The following is a 17,865-nucleotide window of genomic DNA, read 5'->3' as shown; positions in this document are numbered from 1 at the left end:
GCGTGCGTTCGCGTTCCGGCTCCCGCGTTCCTCAGGGGCGCGGGAGCCAGGTCTCGTGGAGGTGCAGCCAGCGCCAGCGGGGCGCGCGGCGCAGGGCCGCCGTCGCGCGGCGGCCCCGCCGTCCGGTCGCGGTGTGGTGCCACTCCTCGTAGGTCACGACCAGCAGGTCGCCCGACTCCGCCGCCACGCGCGCGTTCGTGATCGTGATCGTCAGGTCCGGCGCGGCCCCGTGGGCGGCGCCGAAGCCCTTCAGCACCTCCTCGCGGCCCAGCACCGTGCCGTCGGGCCCGGCCAGCGTGAACTCCGGCGCGTGGGCGTCGGCGAAGGCGGCGAACTCCGGCCGCTCCGCGACCCCGGTCAGCCAGCGCTCGATCATCCGATGATGGCGCTTCACCTCCTCTGCCGCGCTCATGCCAGTCCCCGGACCCAGTCCCGCACCCCGCCGATCCGGACCCCGAGCCGCTCCTGGACGTCACCGGCCGTGCCGAAGAACCCGCCGCCGTCCCGGGCCGGGCCACCCGCGCGGGAGAAGTCGTCGCGGATCCACCGGTACGTCGCCGCCACCTCGGCCGCCATCCGCGCCCCCGCGACGCGCGCCAGCCCGGCCTCGAACTCGGCCACGTCCATCTCCTCGTACCGCACGTCCGGGCCGAACAGCGCCGCCAGCTCCGGCCCGGTCACCGTGTCCGGCCCGCCCACGTCCAGGGTGGCGCCGTCGAGGCCGTCGCGGGTCAGCGCCGCCGCCGTGGCCGCCGCCAGCCCGGCGTGCGGCAGCCACGGCACCGCCAGCCCCGCCGGCAGCGGATACCGCACCACCCCCGCGCCCCGCACCCACGGCGCGAGCAGGTTGTCGGCGTAGATCGGCGGGCGCAGCACCACGGTGGGCACCCCGCTGCCCAGCAGGGCCGCCGCCGCGTGCCTGCGCGTCTCGAACGCCGCCACCCCCGTCACCGTCCCCGGCAGCCGGTTGCCCGTGTTGAACACCAGCCGCCGCACCCCGGCCGCCCGCGCCCCGTCGATCACGTGGCGCACGTACGCCGAGACCGTCGCCGCGTCGTACACCATGGGCAGCAGCACCGCCGCGTGCGTCACCCCCGCGAACGCCTCCTTCACCCGCGCCGCGTCCCCCAGGTCGCCGGGGAACGGACTCACCCCGGGCGGGACGGCCGCCGGCGTGCGGGAGAAGCCGCGGACCTCGTGCCCCTGCCCGGCCAGGCGGCGCGCCACCGCGCCGCCCTGGGCGCCCGTGGCGCCGATCACCAGAACTCTCATGAACGGCAGTCTGTCCGGGAGGCGGCCGTAGTCTCCATAAAGAGAAGGCTTCCGATGGTTAAGGATCGTCCGGTGGATGGTGACCTGCTGAGCGAGTTGCTCGCGCCGTTGCGGCTGCGCGGGGTGTTCCACAGCCGGTGGCTGGCGCGGGCGCCGTGGGGCGTGGAGGGGGAGCGGGAGAGCTGCGCCCTGGTGCACTACGTGAGCGAGGGCCGGTGCGTGATCGAGCTGCCGGGCGCCGCGCCGGTGTGGCTGGAGGCGGGGGAGCTGGCCGTGTTCCCGCACGGGGCGGCGCACCGGGTGGCCGACGCGCCGGGGCGGCCCGTGGTGCCGCTGGACGGCCTGCTGCCGGGGCGGGAGCCGGGCTCGGCGCGCACGGTGTCGATCGGCGGGTCGGGGGAGCCGGTCGCCATCCTCTGCGGCGGGCTGCACTACGACCCGGCGGGGGCGGCGCCGCTGTACCGGGCGCTGCCGCAGGTGCTCGTGCTCGACCGCGCCGCGGTGGCCGGCGAGCCGCTGCTCGGCGACCTCCTGCAACGCCTGGCCGGCGGCGCCGCCACGACCGCGCCGAAAGGTCCGGGGGCGCCGAAAGGTCCGGGGGCGGCGGAAGGTCCGGGGGCGGCGGAAGGGCGGGGTGCGGGGGAGTCCGGGATGGAGATCGTCGCGGTACGGGCGTTCGAGCTGGCCTTCGTGCTGGCCCTGCGCGCGGCCCTGGCGAACCTGGCCGACGGCGAGCCCGTGCTGCGCGCGCTCCGGCACCCGGCGATCGGGGCGGCGCTGCTGGCCGTGCAGACGAGGTACGCCGAGCCGTGGACGGTGGAACGGCTGGCCGCCGAGGCCGGGATGTCGCGCTCGGCGTTCGCGGCGACCTTCAGGCGGCTGGTCGGCGACTCACCGATGCGGCACCTGACGGCCCGCCGCATGCAGGAGGCCGCCCGGCTGCTGTCGGAGACGGGGCTCGCGCACCATTCCGTGGCCCGGCGCGTGGGTTATCACTCGACCGTGGGTTTTCATCTGGCATTCAAACAATGGCATGGTCTCACACCCGGCGAATATCGCAGGGTCAGGGAAGTTTAACCAGGTAGGAGAGGGTGTACTTGATATTCTGAAAACCTTCTTCTTCCCGCATGCAAATTTCTCCGATTTGGGACGATGCGGGGTTGTTCTTGACGTAAGGGAGTGATGGTGACAGGACCTTTCACGGGCATATGTGATCACAGAAACGACACGATCGGCGACACAACGTGAGCGCCCTGCTCTCCGCCGGCTGGGGCCGCGTCCGCATGGTGCTGCCGGAGCGGGCCGCGCTGGCGGCCATGACCCGCCACCCCCGCAAAGACCTGATGGCCGGCCTCACGGTCGCGATCGTCGCGCTGCCGCTCTCGCTCGGCTTCGGCATCTCCTCGGGGCTCGGCGCCGCCGCCGGGCTGGCCACGGCGGTGATCGCCGGGTCGCTGGCCGCGCTGTTCGGCGGCTCGGCGCTGCAGGTCACGGGCACCAGCGGCGCGATGACCGTCATGCTCATGCCGATCATGAGCAGCCACGGCGCCACCGGCGTGCTGACCGTCGGCCTGATGGCCGGGCTGCTGCTCATCGGGCTGGCCCTGGCGGGCGCCGGCCGCTACATGTCCCTGGTGCCCGCCCCCGTGGTGGCCGGCTTCACCGTCGGCATCGCGTGCGTCATCGGGCTGCAACAGCTGCCCCACGCCCTCGGCGTCCCCCCGCGCATCAGCGACAAGGTCGCCGTCGTGGCCTGGCACGCCGTGCTCGACTTCCTCGCCCGGCCCCACTGGTGGGCCATGTCCGTCACCCTCGTCGTGGCCGCGGTGCTGCTGGTCGGCGCGAGCCTGCGGCCCACCGTGCCGTTCTCGCTGGTGGCCGTGGTGGTCGTCACGATCGTCGCGGAGGTGGCCGGGCTGCCGCTGGCCACGATCGGCCACCTGCCCCCCGGGCTGCCCGCGCCGTCCCTCGACTTCCTCGACCCGGCGATGGTGTCCTCCCTGCTGGCCCCGGCCATCGCGGTGGCCGCGCTGGCGTCGCTGGAGTCACTGCTGTCGGCGGCCGTGGCCGACAACATGACCGGCAAACACCGGCACGACCCCGACAGGGAGCTGTTCGGCCAGGGCATCGCCAACCTCGTCACGCCGCTGTTCGGCGGCATGCCCGGCACCGGAGCCATCGTGCGCACCGCCGTCAACGTGCGCTCCGGCGCCTGCTCCCGGCTGGCGGCGCTGGCCCACGCGGTGATCCTGGGCGGGATCGTCTACCTCGCCGCCGGGCTCGTCGCCAAGATCCCGCTCGCCGCGCTGGCCGGGGTGCTGCTGGCCACGTCCGTACGCATGATCGAGCGCGACTCGGTGCGCGCCATGTTCCGCTCCACCAGGGGCGACGCCACCGTGCTCGTGCTGACCGCCGTGGCCACGCTCACCCTCGACACCGTCCTGGCCGTCATCATCGGGCTGGTGGTGGCCGGGGCGCTGGCGCTGCGGACGATCGCGCGCAACGTGCGCACCCACCGCGAGCCGCTCCGCCACGACCTGCAGCCGCACCACACCGAGCACGAGCACGCGCTGCTCGCCGAGCACATCGTCACCTACCGGCTCGACGGGCCGCTGTTCTTCGCCGCGGCCCACCGGCTGCTGCTGGAGCTGTCGGAGGTGACCGGCGTGACGGTGGTGGTGCTGCGCCTGCGCCGCGTCACCACCATCGACGCCAGCGGGGCGAAGCTGCTGGCCGACACGATCGAACGCCTCCAGAGGCGCGGCATCATGGTGTACGTCTCAGGCATCCCCGACGGGCACCATCAGCCGCTGGAGGCGCTCGGCGTGCTCGCCCGGCTCCACGCGGCGGGGCAGGTGTTCGCCACGACCGACGCGGCCATCGCGGCGGCCCGCGAGCGCCTGCACACCACCGGCATCGTGCCCCGCCTGGCCGGCTGACCCCCGCCCGGCCCGCGCGTCACGGGCACGGTGACGCGTAGGGGAGGTCCTCGCCGACGTGGGCCTGCCACTCCCACCGGGTGAACAGGGCCCGGGTGAGGGCGCAGATCCGCTCGCCGACCCGGCCGGCGTCCAGGTCCCACGTCCACACCTGCCCATCGGCGGTGGACGTGGCCAGCCTGGCGCCGTCCGGGCTGAACGCCACCGACAGGACGTTGTCGTCGTACCCGCCGAGGGGCCGGCCGCGCGGGCGCGGCGCCGCCGCGCTCACGTCCCACAGCCGCGCCGACCGGTCGCTGCCGACACTGGCCAGCGTCCTGCCGTCGGGGCTGAACGCGAGGTCGCGCACGGCGTCGGCGTGACCGGTGACGGGCCCGCCCCGGGGCGCGGGAGCGCGCACGTCCCACACCCGGAGCGAGCCGTCGGCGCCGCCGGTGACCAGGGTCGCGCCGTCGCGGCTGAACGCCGCCGCGTAGACGGAGCTGGTGTGGCCGGTGAGGAGCTCGCCGCGCGGGGCGGGACGGGCGGGGTCGCGCACGTCCCACAGCCGCACCGCCCCGAAGGCGTCGCCGGCGGCCAGCGTCGCGCCGTCCCGGCTGAACGCCACCACGTCCACGTCGTCGATGCCGTCGGTGAGAGGACCGCCGAGGGAGGCGGCCGCGCCGGGGTCGGCCACGTCCCACAGCCGCACCGTACGGTCCCAGCCGCCGCTGGCCAGCGTCCTGCCGTCGGGGCCGAACGCCACGGAGATGACGCTGCCCACGTGCCCGGTGAGACGCTTGCGCAGCGTCGGAGGGCCGGGGCCGCCCACGTCCCACAGCCGCACCGTACGGTCCTCGCCGGCGCTCGCCAGGGTCCGGCCGTCGGGGCTGAACGCCACCGCGAAGACCAGCCCGGTGTGGCCGGTGAGCGGATCGCCGCGCGGGACGGGGCGGTCGGGGTCGCTCAGGTCCCACAACCGCACCCACCCGTCGGCGCCGGAGCTGGCCAGCGTCCTGCCGTCCGGATGGTAGGCCACCCCGGTCACCCCGTTGCCGTGGCCGGCGCCGTGCCCGAGCGGGAGCCGCCACAGCCGGGCGGTGCCGTCGTCGCCGGCCGTGGCCAGCGTCTCGCCGTCCGGGCTGAACCGCACCGCGTCGATGGTGCCCTTGTGGCCCCGCAGGGGAGCGCCGCGGCGGCCCGGCAGATCGGGGTCGCTCACGTTCCACAACCGCACCGACTGGTCGCCGCCGGCGCTGGCCAGCGTCCTGCCGTCGGGGCTGAACGCCACGTCGCGCACGGCGTTGAAGTGGCCCGTGAGCGGGCTGCCCCGCGGCGTGGGCCGGCGGCGCGGATCGTGCACGTCCCACAGGCGCACCGAGCCGTCCGCGCCCGCCGTGGCCAGGGTCGTGCCGTCCGGGCTGAAGGCCACCTCGTTCACGGTCCCGCTGTGGCCCGTGATCGGCGCGCCGCGCGGGACCGGGCGGCCGGGGTCGCTCACGTCCCACAACCGCGCCGCCGCACGGGTGTCGGCGGTGGCCAGCGTCTCGCCGTCCGGGCTGAAGGCCAGCGCGTGCACGATGTCGGCGTGGCCGGTGAGCGGACGGCCGCGCGGCGCCGGGCGGGCCGGGTCGCGCACGTCCCACAACCGGACCCGGCGGTCCTCGCCCCCGCTCGCCAGCGTCTCGCCGTCGGGGCTGAACACGACCGAGATGACGGGCTTGGCATGGCCGGTCAGCCGGCCGCGCGGCGCCGGGCGGGCGGGATCGCGCACGTCCCACAGCCGCACCGTCTCCGCGCCGGTGCTCGCCAGCGTCCCGCCGTCCGGGCTGAACGCCAGCGCCCAGATGACATGGGTGTGGCCGGTCAGCGGGCGGCCGCGCGGGACCGGGCGGGCCGGGTCGCGCACGTCCCACAGCCGCACCCCGTCCGCGCCGGCCGTGGCCAGCGTCCTGCCGTCGGGGCTGAACGCCAGCGTGTGCACCTCGCCGGTGTGACCGAGCAGCGGCGTGGGCAGCGGGACGTGCTGGGTGGCCAGCAGCCGGGTGTACGTCTCGTCCGGGTGCCGGCCGGCCGGCCGCCTGCGGTGGGCCAGCAGGGTGAGCTGGGCGGACACGGCCGTGTCGGTGTCGGCGGTGCGGTCGGCCTCGGACAGGATGCGCTGGTGGACGGCGATGTCGCGCTGGCGCTCCGCCTCCCGCTGGTTGACCAGGGCGAGGCCGGCGGCGGCGGTGGTGGCCAGGGCCAGCACGGTCAGCGCCGCCGTGACGGTGGTGCGCAGCCGCTGGTTGCGGCGGCGGTGCCGGTCCGAGGCGGCCAGGAACGCGCGCGCCGCCGGGCTGAGCTCGTGGCGCAGGCGGTGCGGGCGCGCCTCGGCCCAGGCGCGGGCGGCCTCGAGGCGGCTGCCCCGGTACAGCAGCGCCGTGTCGTGGCGGCCGCGCGTCCAGGCGGCGGCGTCCTCCTCCAGGTCCTGGTGGAGCAGGTGGCCGGCGCGGTCGTCGTCCAGCCAGCGGCGCAGCCGGGGCCAGCCGCTCAGCAGCGCCTCATGGGTGATCTGGACGGTGCCGTCGTCCTGGGTGAGCAGTCTGGCCTGGGTGAAGGCGTCGAGCGCGGCCGCGGTGGCGGCCGGGTCGGCGGCGGCGTCGAGCAGCCCGGCGCGGGGCAGCGTGCGGCGGGTGTCCTCGGTGCCGTCGCCGATCCTGATCAGGCGCAGGAACAACGGCCGGGCCGCCCGCCGCGCCTTCCTGGACAGGGCGGTGTGGACGTTCTCGGCGGTCCTGGCGAGGGCGAGGTCGATGCCGCCGCTGTCGCGATAGCCCCGCACGGTCAGCGTGTTGCCGTGGCGGTGCGCCCAGGTGGTGTAGAGCGCGTGGGCGAGCAGCGGCAGCCGGCCCGCCTCGTAGCCGCCCGGCTCGTACGCGCCGAGGCGGGGCCGCCTGTCCTGCGCCTCCGGCCCGTCCCCGTCGTCCCCGTCGTTCTCGTCGTTCTCGTCGTTCTCGTCGTTCTCGTCGTCCTCCGTGTCCGCGTCGTCCCCCGGGATCCGGGCGCCCGCCCGCGCCTGGGTCGCCGGGTCGTGGACGCCCAGGTCGCGCAGGAGCAGCTCGACCAGGCCGGGCTCGACGTCCAGGCCCGCCAGCGCGGCGGGGTAGAGGATCGCCTCGCGGACCTGCGCGGTGGTCATCGCGCCCAGCAGCAGCGGCCGGTCGGCCAGCGCGGCGCGCAGCTCCGGGTGGGCCAGGCAGGCGGGGTAGAAGTCGGCCCGCAGCCCGGCCACCACCAACGCCCCCGGCCCCGCGCCTGGTCCCAGCCCTGCGCCTGGTCCCAGCCCCAGTCCCAGTCCCAGTCCCAGTCCCGGCTCCGCGCCCGCTCCACGCGCCGCTCCCGGTCCTGCGCCGGGTGCCGCTCCCGGGGCCGGGGTGGTCAGGTGGGTCAGGACCTGGATGAAGGCGGCGCGGGCGGACGGGTCGGAGCACTGGGTGAACAGCTCCTCGAACTGGTCGACCACCACCAGCGCCGGGGGCCGGGCGGCGCCCCCGCACCTCAGCCGGTGCACCAGGGCGGTCGCGCGGCCGGGGTCGGCGGCCAGCTCCCCCGCCACCCGGCCGGCGTCGGCTCCGGTGCCCTCGCAGAGCTGTACGGCCAGGGCGCGCAGCGGGTCGGCCGTGGGAGTGAGGAACAGGACGGGCCGGCCGGCGGAGCCGGGCAGCTTCCCGCCGGCCAGGCCGGGCAGCAGCCCGGCGCGCAGCAGGGAGGACTTGCCCGCGCCGGAGGGGGCCACGACCATCTGCAGGCCGCCGCCGGTGAGGCGGGTGCCCAGCAGGGCGAGCAGGTCGCCGACCGCCGTCTCGCGGCCGAAGAACCACTGGGCCTGCTCCGGCCCGAAGGCCGCCAGCCCCGGATAGGGGCACTCGGTCGCCGGGCGGGCCGTCCGGGTGTGCCGCGTGCTCTCCACCCCGTGCTGGAGGATGACGTGCAGGTCCCGGCCGGCCGCATAACCCCGGCCGTCGCCGGAGATCTGCAGGTGCACCTCGGTGCGCGGCTCCTGCCATTCGACCGGCTCCCGCCGGGCCCCCCGGCTCTCGGCCGGCTCCCGGCCGGACGCCGGGCTCTCGGCCAGCCGGCGTCCGGGAAGGCCGGTTCCGTCTTCGGTGGGCTCGTGCCCGGGCGGAGGGGTCATCGCGGGGTGGAGCGCCGGTCGCGGGCCGTCTCCGGGGTCCCTCGCCCGTTCCCCGCCGTCACCGCCAGCGTGTTCATTCCCGGCCCTCCCTCGTCCGCGGCCCCGATCCCCGTACCCACGGTAACCAGTTCGGTCACGTACTGTGCAAGATTGGGTGCGAAGAGTGTGCGGGTGTGGAGCGGCACGGTCGGGGGCGGGTGACTGTGCATGGTGCACGGTGGAGGGTGCGGGGCTGTGGGATATGACCACTGACACCTGTCTGACCAGCGCATACGGTGAGGCGGGTCAAGCAAACGTCCCGCTTGCGAAGGAGCTCGGCATGACCTCGGCTGTCGGTGTCGACGATTACGCGCTCACCAGGGTCCCCCAGAGTGCCCGCCACTCCTGGTGGTCGGTCGCCGTGCAACGGTTCGGCCAGGTCTCCGCGCTGAGCCAGTTCCTGCTCGGCGCCACGCTCGGCTTCGGGATGGGGTTCTGGGAGGCGTTCCTCGCGCTCACCCTGGGCGCCGTCATCCTGGAGGTGGTGGCCGTCTTCGTCGGCGTGATCGGGGTGCGGGAGGGCCTGTCCACCTCGATGCTGGCCCGCTGGACGGGCTTCGGCCGGTCCGGCTCGGCGCTGATCGGGCTGGCCATCGGCATCAGCCTGGTGGGGTGGTTCGGCATCCAGTCGGCGGTCTCCGCGCAGGGGCTGGCCGCGCTGGTGGGCGTGCTGCCCGAGTGGGGCTGGTCGCTGGTGTTCGGGCTGCTGGTCACGGCGATCGTGTTGTGGGGCTTCAACTCCATGGCCTGGACCGCGTACATCACCGTGCCCGCCTTCCTCGTCCTGGTCGGCTGGTCGATCGTGAGCGAGCTGTCCCGGCACGACGTGGGCGCGCTGGTCGCCTCCGCCCCGCCCGGCCCGCAGCTCAGCCTCTTGCAGGGCACGACGCTGGTCGCGGGCGGGTTCATCGTGGGCTCGATCATCACGCCGGACATGACCAGGTTCAACCGGAGCGTGGCCGACGTGGTCAAGCAGACGGTGCTCGGGGTCACGCTCGGCGAGTACGTCATCGGCCTGGCCGGCGTGCTGCTGGCGCACGCCGTACGCACCAGTGAGATCACCACCATCGTCACCTCGTCGGTCGGCTGGGTCGGCATCCTGGTCATCGTCGCGGGCACCATCAAGATCAACGACTGGAACCTCTACTCCTCCGGCCTCGGCCTGGTGAACTTCGTCGGCACCGTCTTCGGCCGGCGCGTGCACCGGGGCCTGGCCACCGCGATCATCGGCGTGCTGGGCAGCGTGCTGGCCGCGGCCGGCATCCTCGACGCCTTCACCGAGTTCCTGACGCTGCTGGGCGTGGCGTTCCCGCCGATCGCGGGGATCATGGTGGCCGAGTACTTCGTGGTCCGGCGCTGGCGCGGCGACCTGGAGGCCGCCAGGGCGGGCGGCGGGCTGCCCGAGCGCGCCCCCGACTGGGTGCCGGCCACGCTGGTGATCTGGCTGGTCGCGGCCCTGGTGGGCAGGTTCGTGGAGATCGGGCTCGGCAGCATCAACGCCCTGGTCCTCGCGTTCGTGCTGTACGTCGTGGCCGGGAGACTCGGCCTGGTGCGCGGCGTGGGCACGAGCCGCACCGCGGACACGCGCGTCACCACGGCCGCCTGAACCCCGGCCGCCTGAACCCCGGCCGCCTGAACCCCGGCCGCCTGAACCCCGGCCGCCTGAACCCCGGCCGCCTGAACCCGGCCGCCTCACTCCGGCCGCCTCACCCCGGCCGTTCGGAGGCGGCCGTCCGGCACATCCGGCCGACCGAGAGAAACAAAGCCGCAGAGAGACAAGGGAGATCCCGTGCGCATCGGCATAGACGTGGGCGGCACCAACACCGACGCCGTCCTCCTGGACGGGCGGCAGGTGCTCGCCGCCGTCAAGACCGGCACCACCGCCGACGTCACCTCCGGCATCGTGGCCGCCATCGCGGGCCTGCAGGAGCAGCGGGCGTTCGAGCCGGCGGACGTGCGGGCGGTGATGATCGGCACGACGCACTTCATCAACGCCCTGGTCGAGGCGCGCCGGCTGGCCCCGACGGCGGCGCTGCGGCTGAGCCTGCCCGCAGGGGCGTCGCTGCCGCCCATGGTGGACTGGCCGGGACGGCTCATCGAGGCCGTGTCGGGGCGCAGCTACCTGGTGCACGGCGGGCACGAGTTCGACGGCAGGCACATCGCCGAGCTGGACGAGGCCGAGGTGCGCAGGGCCGCCGCCGACATGGGCGCGGCCGGGGTGCGCAGCGTCGCGATCACGTCGGTGTTCTCGCCGGTCAACGCCGAGTTCGAGACCCGCGCCGCGGAGATCGTCGCGGCGGAGCTGCCGGACGCGGCGATCTCGCTGTCCTCCGAGATCGGCCGGATCGGGCTGCTGGAGCGGGAGAACGCCACCATCGTCAACGCCGCGCTGCGCGAGCTGGCCGCGCACATCGTGGACGGCCTGGCCTCCTCGGTCAGCGGGGCGGGCATCACCGCGCCGCTGTACCTGAGCCAGAACGACGGCACGCTCATGGACGTCGACTTCGCCCGCCGCTACCCGGTGGCCACGTTCGCCTCCGGGCCGACCAACTCCATGCGCGGCGCCGCCGTCCTGTCCGGCCTCGACATCTGCGCGGTGGTCGACGTGGGCGGCACCACCAGCGACGTGGGCGTGCTGCGGCACGGCTTCCCGCGCGAGGCCACGACCGACGTGACCGTCGCCGGCATCCGCACCAACTTCCGCATGCCGGACGTGCTGTCCATCGGCATCGGCGGCGGCAGCCTCGTCCGCGAGGCCCGCAAGGTCCGCGAGGCCCGCGAGGTCACGGTCGGCCCCGACTCCGTCGGCTACGAGCTGACCTCCAGGGCGCTGGTGTTCGGCGGCGACACGCTGACCGCCACCGACATCGCGGTGGCCGCCGGCCGCGCCGAGATCGGCGACCCCTCCCTCGTCGCGCACCTGGACAAGGAGCTGGTCGCGGCGGCGCTGCGGCGCGTCGCCGACGACGTGGCCGACGTCGTGGAGCGCATGCGCACCTCCGCCGAGCCGCTCCCCGTCGTGGCCGTCGGCGGCGGCTCCATCCTGCTGCCGGACGAGCTGGCCGGCGCGGGCGAGGTGCGGCGGCCCGACCACTACGCCGTGGCCAACGCGATCGGCGCCGCCATCGCCCAGATCGGCGGTGAGGTCGACCGCGTGTACGCCGTGGAGCCCGGCCGCCGCGACGCCGTCGTGGACGCCGCCAAGCAGGAGGCCGTGGACCGGGCGGTGGCGGCCGGCGCCTCCCCCTCCACGGTGCAGATCGTGGACTTCGACGAGGTGCCGATCCCGTACCTGCCGGGCAACGCCACCCGCATCAGGGCCAAGGCCGTGGGCGAACTGCAGCTCACCGACGCGAAGGGACGCTGACACATGCGCGAGATCACCCTGGCCGACCTGGACGACATCGCCACCGGCGCGGCGATCCTGGGCACGGGCGGCGGCGGCGACCCGCACATCGGCCGCCTGCTGGCCGCCTCCGCCGTGCGCGAGCACGGCCCGGTGCGGCTGTGCGCGCTGGAGGAGCTGCCCGCCGGCGCCGCGCTCGTGCAGGTCGCCATGATGGGCGCGCCGACCGTGATGGTGGAGAAGCTGCCCTCGGTCGAGCAGGTCTCCGCCGCCGCCGGCGCGCTGGCCGGCTACCTCGGCAGCGGCCTGACCCACATCGCCTGCGCCGAGGCGGGCGGCGTCAACTCGCTCATCCCGGTCGTCGCGGCCGCGCAGCTCGGGCTGCCGCTGGTGGACGCCGACGGCATGGGCCGCGCCTTCCCCGAGATCCAGATGGTCCTGCCCACCCTGTACGGCGTGCGCGCCACCCCCATGGCCATCGCCGACGAGAAGGGCAACCGCGCCGTCCTGGACACCGTGGACAACCGCTGGGCCGAACGGCTGGCCCGCTCCGCGACCATCGACATGGGCTGCTCGGCCATGATCAGCTCGTACGCGATGACCGGCGCCCAGGCCCGCGAGTCGCTCGTGCCCGGCACCCTCACCCTCTGCGCCGAGCTGGGCCGGCTGGTCCGCCAGGCGCGCGCCGCGCACGCCGACCCCGTGGCCGCCGTGGTCGCGCGGCTGGGCGGCGGCACGTTGTTCACCGGCAAGGTGACCGACGTCGAGCGCCGCACCGTGACCGGTTTCGCCCGCGGCACCGCCACCCTGGCCGGCCTGGACGGCGACGCCGGGGGCGAGCTGGTGCTGCGCTTCCAGAACGAGTACCTGGTCGCCGAGGTGGACGGCCGGGTGCGGGCGACCGTACCGGACCTGATCTGCACCCTCGACCGGGAGACCGGCGAGGCCGTCACCACCGAGGCGCTGCGGTACGGGCAGCGGGTGACCGTCATCGCCGCCCCCGCCGACCCGCGCTGGCACACCCCCGAAGGGCTGGCGCTGGCCGGGCCGCGCTACTTCGGCTACGACCTCGACCCGGTGGGAGCGCCCCGGTGAGCTGGGAGCTGACCGAACGCGACCTGCCCGACCTGGCCCGCGGCGCAGCCCTGCTGGGCACGGGCGGCGGCGGCGACCCCTACGTCGGGCGGCTGCTGGTGCGCCAGGCCATCCGCGAGCACGGCCCCATCACCGTGCTCGACCCGGACGACCTGGACGACGACACGCTGGTGATCCCCACCGCCCAGATGGGCGCGCCGACGGTGGTGCACGAGAAGCTGCCGCGCGGCACCGAGCCGGTCGCCGCGCTGCGCGCGCTGGAGGCGCACCTGGGCAGGAAGGCCGGCGCCACCATGCCCATCGAGTGCGGCGGCGTCAACTCGATGATCCCCCTCGTCGTGGCCGCCAGGACCGGCCTGCCCGTCGTGGACGCCGACGGCATGGGCCGCGCCTTCCCCGAGCTGCAGATGGAGACCTTCGCGGTGTACGGGGTGCCCGGCTCGCCGATGGCCGTGGCCGGCGAGCGCGGCGAGACCGCGGTCATCGACACCGGCGCCGACAACGCGCACATGGAATGGCTGGCCCGCGGCCTCACCATCCGCCTGGGCGGCGTCGCCCACATCGCCGAGTACCCGATGAGCGGCGCCCAGGTGAAACGCACGGCGGTGCCGCGCACGCTGTCCCTCGCCCGCACCATCGGCCGCGCGCTCGGGCAGGCCCGCGACCGCGCGGCCGACCCCGTCGAGGCGCTGGCCGAGACCCTGCGCGACACCCTGTACGGGCACCTGCGCGTGCTGTTCCGCGGCAAGGTCACCGACGTCGAACGGCGCACCGAGGCGGGCTTCGCGCGCGGCCGGGCGGCGGCGGTGTCGTTCGACGGGCGGCACGAGCTGGAGCTGGTCTTCCAGAACGAGCACCTGGTCGCGCTGGTGGACGGCGAGGCGCGCTGCGTCGTCCCCGACCTGGTGTGCGTGCTGGAGGCGGAGCAGGCCGAGCCGATCACCACCGAGAGCCTGCGCTACGGCCAGCGGATCACGGTCGTCGGCATCTCCACCCCCGCCCTGATGCGCACCCCCGAGGCGCTCGCGGTGTTCGGGCCCGCCGCGTTCGGCCTCCCGCACCCGTTCCGGCCCGTCGAGGAGGGCACGTGGACGGCCGCACGGCCGTGATCATCGGCGGCGGGGCGGGCGTCGGGCCGCCGGTGGCCAGGCCCGCCGTGGCCGCCGGCGGCCGGCGGCCGGCGTTCTACCCGGACGGCGGATACACGCTGTGCTGAGCGCGTACGGCAAGCTGGGGTGCATGCTGCGCATCGACCTGCCGGACGTCGCCGCGCTGGAGCGGGGCGTGGCCGTGCTGGGCTCCGGGGGCGGCGGCGACAGCCGGACCGCGGCCACCCTGCTGCGGCGGCGGCTGGCCGACGGCCTCGACGTCGCCGTGCGCCCGCTGGCCGCCCTGCCGCCGCGGGCCCGGGTCGTGCCGGTGGGCGTGGTCGGCGCGACCGCCGTCTTCGCCGAGAAGCTGCCCGGCGGCCACGAGGTCGCCGCCGCCGTGGACGCCATCCAGCGCTGGACGGGCGAGCGCGCCGACGCGCTGGTCTCCATCGAGATCGGCGGGCTCAACGGCGTCATGCCGCTGGTCGCCGCCTGCGACCTGGGCCTGGGCGCGGTGGACGCCGACCTGTCGGGGCGCGGGCTGCCGCGGCTCGACCAGCTCTCCCTGGCCGCCGCCGGCCGCCCGATCACCCCCGCCGCGCTGGCCGAGCCGAGCGGGCAGGTGCTCGTCCAGGGCACCGGCGCGCCCGCCGACCTGGAGCGCACCGCCCGCACGTTCCTGCCGGGCGCGGGCGGGTGGGCGGCGCTCGCGCTCGCGCCGGTCCCGGCGGGCGAGCTGGCCGCCTGCTGCGTCACCGGCTCCGTCTCCGCCGCGGTACGGCTGGGGCGGCGCCTGCTCGCCCTCGGCGACTCGCCCGACCCGGACCGGCTGGCCGCCGCCACCGGGGGCCGGGTGCTGTCCGTGGGGCGGGTGGCCGAGGTGGCCCGGCGTCCCGGGCCGGGGGCGCACGGGCGGCCGGGGTTCGCGCGGGGCAGCGTCACGGTGACGGGGCACGGGACGGACGAGCTGCTGCGGCTGGAGATGGAGAACGAATACCTGCTCGCCCTGCGTGACGGGCGGGTCGTGGCGTCCACGCCCGACGTGATCGCGGTGCTGGACCGCCGTACCGGGGCGCCGATCGCGGGCGACACGGTGCGGGTGGGGATGGAGGTGCTGGTGCTGCAGGTGGCGATCGCGCCGTTCTGGACCGAGCCGGGCCGGCTCGCCGTCCTCGCCCCCCGCGCCTACGGCCTCGACGCCGACCCCGCCCTCCTCCTGCCACCCGGCCCGGGGGAGGCCAGATGATCGGCGGGGGCGTGCTCCGGGGGCAGGCGGTCCGCGCGTGCTCGGGGGTGAGGGGATGAGCAGCGTGCGCAGGCTGCTGGCGCTGCCCGAGTGGAGCGGCGCGGTGCGCGTGCTCGCCGGGGCGGCCGGGCTCGACGCGCCGGTGCGCGCGGTCCGGCCGGTCGCCGACCCCGGCGCGGGCGATCCCGTCGCGGCCGGCGAGCTGATCGTCGTCACGGGACCCCCACAGCCCGCCGACTGGCGGCTGGACGCGCTGCTGCGCCGGGTCGCGGACGCCGGTGGCGCCGGCGTGCTCGTCCCCTTCGGCCCGCCGGCGGGCTCCGGAGCGCCGGTGGCCTCCGCGCCCGAGCCGGGTTCCGGGGCCGTAGCGGGTTCGGGCATGACGGCCGGCTCCGGGGCGGTGATGGGTTCCGGGGTGGTGGCGGGTTCCGGGGCGGCGCGGGCGACGGTGTTGCTGGCCGAGCGGCTCGGGCTGCCGCTGCTCGGGGCCGCCGGCGGTGACCCGCTGAACCTGGTCGTCACGGCCCGCCTGCTGCTGGCCGAGCCCGAGATCGACCGCGCGCGGCTCGTCCTGGCCGCGCACCGGGCCTTCGACGACCGCGCCTGCGCGCCCGAGGACGTGATGCGCAGGCTGGGCGACCTGCTCGGCGTGCCGGTGGCGCTGCTCGACGACCGGGGGCAGCCGCTGGCCGGCCGGCTCGCCGAGCCCGGCGCGGTGCGCGTGGACGAGTTCGTCCCGCAGCGGGTCGCGCTGGCCGACGGGGTGCTGCTGGCCCACCCGGCGATGCTGCCGTATCCGGCGCGGCCGACGTTCTGGCTGGTGGCCGAGTTGCGCGGGACGGCGGCGGCGCGGGCGGAGATCGTGCCGCCCGCCCTGTCCGTGGCGGCCGTCGCGGTGCAGCGCTGGCTGCTGGCCCACCGCCTGGAGCTGGAGCGCGACGCGCGGGCCCGCACCGCGCTGCTGGGCGACCTGCTGCGGCTGGACGGCGAGCCCTCGGCCCAGCTCCGCAGGCGCGTGGCGGACGCGGGCTGGCAACTCGGCGGCTGGCACGTCGGGCTGCGCATCGGCGCGGTCTCCACGCTCGACCTGGTGCCCAGGACGGCGGAGATCTCCCGCGTCCTGCGCGCGGAGGGTGTCGAGGCCGTGGTCGTGGAGCACGGCGAAGGATGGACCGGGTGGACCTCGTTCGCCCAGGAGCCGACCCCGGCGCGGGTCCGCGCCCTGGCGGGCCGGCTGCGCGCCGCCCACCGCAAGCTGCGCGGCGCGATCGCCGACCACATGGGCGTCGGCCGGCCGCACCCCTGGCCCGAGGGCCTGGCCGGCACGGTCGCCGAAGCCACCGACGCGGCCAGGCTCGCCGCGACCCGCCCGGAGGCGGGGTACTTCCTCCAGGTGGACCAGCTCGGCATGGCGCAGCTCCTGCTGGAGTGGACCAGGACCGACACCTTCGAGCCCGCCGCCCGCGCGCTGCTGGCGCCCCTGCGCGACCAGCCGGGCGACCTCGTCCGCACCCTGTCGGCCTACCTCGACGCCGAGTCGTCGATCGCGGAGACGGCGGCCGTGCTGGGCGTGCACCGCAACACCGTGGCGGCCCGCATCGACCGCGTCGAGCGGCTCCTGGGCGTGGACCTCGGCCACCGGGACGAGCGCCTCGCCCTGCACCTGGCCTGCCGCACGGTCACCCTCCCCGGCCGGTAGGCACGCCCGGCCGGTGCCTTCCGCGGCCGGTAGGCGTGCCGGCCGGTGCCTTGCGGGACCGGTAGGCGTGCCGGCCGGTGCCTTGCGCGACCGTTGGCCGGGCCGGCGGGAGCCTTCCGCTATCCCGCCGTGTCCCCTGCGGGGGCGACCCAGTGTGCCGTGAGATAGGTGCGGCCGTCGAGGTTGCTCACCACGGCCGCCGATCCGGCCGTGGTGGTGCGGCGTGCGGCGAGCCGGATGGTGTCCCCGGCGTCGAACCCGTGCATGAACTGCCGCGAGCCGGTCGCCTGGACGTGATTGCCCGGGCCGCCGCTCGGCTCGCTGATGTGGACGACCATGAGTTCCGTGCCGTTGACCAGCGTGCCGTTCTTGTACATGCCGGCGGTGACTCCGGTCGCCTGGGCGCGTACCGGTGCCGGTAGGGAGACCCAGCCGCGCACCTGGAAGTTGACCTCCCAGACGCCGGCGCGGGGGATGGTGAGGGTGGGAACCTCGGTGAGGATCTCCCATTCCCGGGCACCGGAGGTGAGGTCGTGCCGGAAGGCCAGCGTGGCGCTGGTCTGCGTCCACGCGCCGTTCACGTCGACGCGCCACACCTGCGGGCAGTCGCCCTCCTCCGGGGGCGTCACGCGCAGGCCCGGCCCGGCCTCGATGCCTGTCTCCGGCACGAGCAGGCCGTCGGCGGTGCAGCGCAAGGCGTTGCACGTCTCGGGGCTGAGCACCGGCTCGGCGGTGATGGGGTCGTCGGGGCGCCCGGTGCCGTTGAAGGCGATGCACGCCGTGTCCGCGAAACGGATTCTGCGGCCGGGCGGGTCCCAGGGCTGGGCGGCGAGGTCCGCCGCCGCGGCGGGGGAGCCGTGTTCGTCGTCGTGGGGGTGGTTGATGTCGTCCACGTGCTGGGAGGGATCCATGGCGGGGCCTTTCTCGTGGGGGGTGGAGGAACCTGATCCATCACGAGCTGATTTCGTATGCGATGGATGTC

The 17,865-nt window shown here is 75.8% G+C and carries 13 protein-coding genes; 9 read left to right on the top strand and 4 right to left on the bottom strand.

Annotated elements, in window-relative coordinates; genetic code table 11:
- Positions 1–31: 31 nt before the first annotated feature.
- A complete protein-coding gene (locus IO39_RS23980; protein ID WP_211267140.1) occupies positions 32–376 on the bottom strand; it encodes a nuclear transport factor 2 family protein in 345 nt (114 codons plus the stop codon).
- A 32-nt stretch (positions 377–408) separates the two neighbouring features.
- Complete coding sequence (locus IO39_RS23975) at positions 409–1,272, bottom strand: SDR family oxidoreductase (RefSeq protein WP_043627384.1); 864 nt, start codon at positions 1,270–1,272, stop codon at positions 409–411.
- Positions 1,273–1,344: 72 nt separating this feature from the next.
- On the opposite strand from IO39_RS23975, the gene IO39_RS23970 reads away from it, so the two are divergent.
- Positions 1,345–2,349, top strand: coding sequence for an AraC family transcriptional regulator (locus IO39_RS23970; RefSeq protein ID WP_245642172.1), 1,005 nt, complete (start codon positions 1,345–1,347; stop codon positions 2,347–2,349).
- 206 nt (positions 2,350–2,555) lie between these two features.
- Entirely contained in the window at positions 2,556–4,211 is a 1,656-nt protein-coding gene (locus tag IO39_RS23965; protein WP_043627450.1) for a SulP family inorganic anion transporter, read from the top strand.
- A 19-nt stretch (positions 4,212–4,230) separates the two neighbouring features.
- Here the strand turns inward: IO39_RS23965 and IO39_RS23960 are convergent, their stop codons facing one another.
- Positions 4,231–8,367 carry an nSTAND1 domain-containing NTPase gene (locus IO39_RS23960; RefSeq protein ID WP_052423293.1) on the bottom strand — a complete coding sequence of 1,379 codons (4,137 nt, stop codon included), beginning with the start codon at positions 8,365–8,367 and terminating at the stop codon, positions 4,231–4,233.
- A 319-nt stretch (positions 8,368–8,686) separates the two neighbouring features.
- Here IO39_RS23960 and IO39_RS23955 point away from each other — a divergent pair, with 319 nt between their 5' ends.
- From IO39_RS23955 to IO39_RS23930, 7 genes are all read left to right on the top strand, one after another.
- The gene (locus IO39_RS23955; protein WP_043627382.1) at positions 8,687–10,012 is read left to right on the top strand and encodes a purine-cytosine permease family protein; all 1,326 of its coding nucleotides are present in this window, start codon (positions 8,687–8,689) and stop codon (positions 10,010–10,012) included.
- 183 nt (positions 10,013–10,195) lie between these two features.
- On the top strand, positions 10,196–11,773 hold the full coding sequence (locus IO39_RS23950; RefSeq protein ID WP_043627381.1) for a hydantoinase/oxoprolinase N-terminal domain-containing protein: 1,578 nt from the start codon (positions 10,196–10,198) through the stop codon (positions 11,771–11,773).
- A 3-nt stretch (positions 11,774–11,776) separates the two neighbouring features.
- Positions 11,777–12,847 carry an S-methyl thiohydantoin desulfurase family protein gene (locus IO39_RS23945; RefSeq protein ID WP_043627379.1) on the top strand — a complete coding sequence of 357 codons (1,071 nt, stop codon included), beginning with the start codon at positions 11,777–11,779 and terminating at the stop codon, positions 12,845–12,847.
- Entirely contained in the window at positions 12,844–13,956 is a 1,113-nt protein-coding gene (locus IO39_RS23940) for an S-methyl thiohydantoin desulfurase family protein (protein WP_043627373.1), read from the top strand. Before IO39_RS23945 ends, IO39_RS23940 begins: the two co-directional genes overlap by 4 nt.
- Positions 13,935–14,063 (top strand): hypothetical protein, encoded by a 129-nt coding sequence (locus IO39_RS59020; protein ID WP_281200127.1) that lies wholly within the window; start codon positions 13,935–13,937, stop codon positions 14,061–14,063. The genes IO39_RS23940 and IO39_RS59020 overlap by 22 nt, the downstream gene beginning before the upstream one ends.
- On the top strand, positions 14,057–15,184 hold the full coding sequence (locus tag IO39_RS23935; protein WP_211267139.1) for an S-methyl thiohydantoin desulfurase family protein: 1,128 nt from the start codon (positions 14,057–14,059) through the stop codon (positions 15,182–15,184). The genes IO39_RS59020 and IO39_RS23935 overlap by 7 nt, the downstream gene beginning before the upstream one ends.
- A gap of 55 nt (positions 15,185–15,239) precedes the next feature.
- Positions 15,240–16,883 (top strand): helix-turn-helix domain-containing protein, encoded by a 1,644-nt coding sequence (locus IO39_RS23930; protein ID WP_043627371.1) that lies wholly within the window; start codon positions 15,240–15,242, stop codon positions 16,881–16,883.
- A 119-nt stretch (positions 16,884–17,002) separates the two neighbouring features.
- Here IO39_RS23930 and IO39_RS23925 read toward each other — a convergent pair whose 3' ends face one another.
- Positions 17,003–17,794: a hypothetical protein gene (locus tag IO39_RS23925; protein WP_043627368.1), complete on the bottom strand. Its 792-nt coding sequence runs from the start codon at positions 17,792–17,794 to the stop codon at positions 17,003–17,005.
- Positions 17,795–17,865 lie beyond the last annotated feature (71 nt).

It is taken from the genome of Nonomuraea candida, assembly GCF_000725485.1.
Lineage (GTDB): Bacteria > Actinomycetota > Actinomycetes > Streptosporangiales > Streptosporangiaceae > Nonomuraea > Nonomuraea candida.
This window is presented reverse-complemented; position numbering and strand designations above follow the sequence as displayed.

Coding starts and splice junctions, on each gene's coding strand:
- IO39_RS23965 (WP_043627450.1), top strand. CDS start 2,556: ATGGTGCTGCCGGAGCGGGCCGCGCTGGCGGCCATGACCCGCCACCCC.
- IO39_RS23980 (WP_211267140.1), bottom strand. CDS start 376: ATGATCGAGCGCTGGCTGACCGGGGTCGCGGAGCGGCCGGAGTTCGCC.
- IO39_RS23975 (WP_043627384.1), bottom strand. CDS start 1,272: ATGAGAGTTCTGGTGATCGGCGCCACGGGCGCCCAGGGCGGCGCGGTG.
- IO39_RS23925 (WP_043627368.1), bottom strand. CDS start 17,794: ATGGATCCCTCCCAGCACGTGGACGACATCAACCACCCCCACGACGAC.
- IO39_RS23930 (WP_043627371.1), top strand. CDS start 15,240: ATGAGCAGCGTGCGCAGGCTGCTGGCGCTGCCCGAGTGGAGCGGCGCG.
- IO39_RS23955 (WP_043627382.1), top strand. CDS start 8,687: ATGACCTCGGCTGTCGGTGTCGACGATTACGCGCTCACCAGGGTCCCC.
- IO39_RS23945 (WP_043627379.1), top strand. CDS start 11,777: ATGCGCGAGATCACCCTGGCCGACCTGGACGACATCGCCACCGGCGCG.
- IO39_RS23960 (WP_052423293.1), bottom strand. CDS start 8,367: ATGACCCCTCCGCCCGGGCACGAGCCCACCGAAGACGGAACCGGCCTT.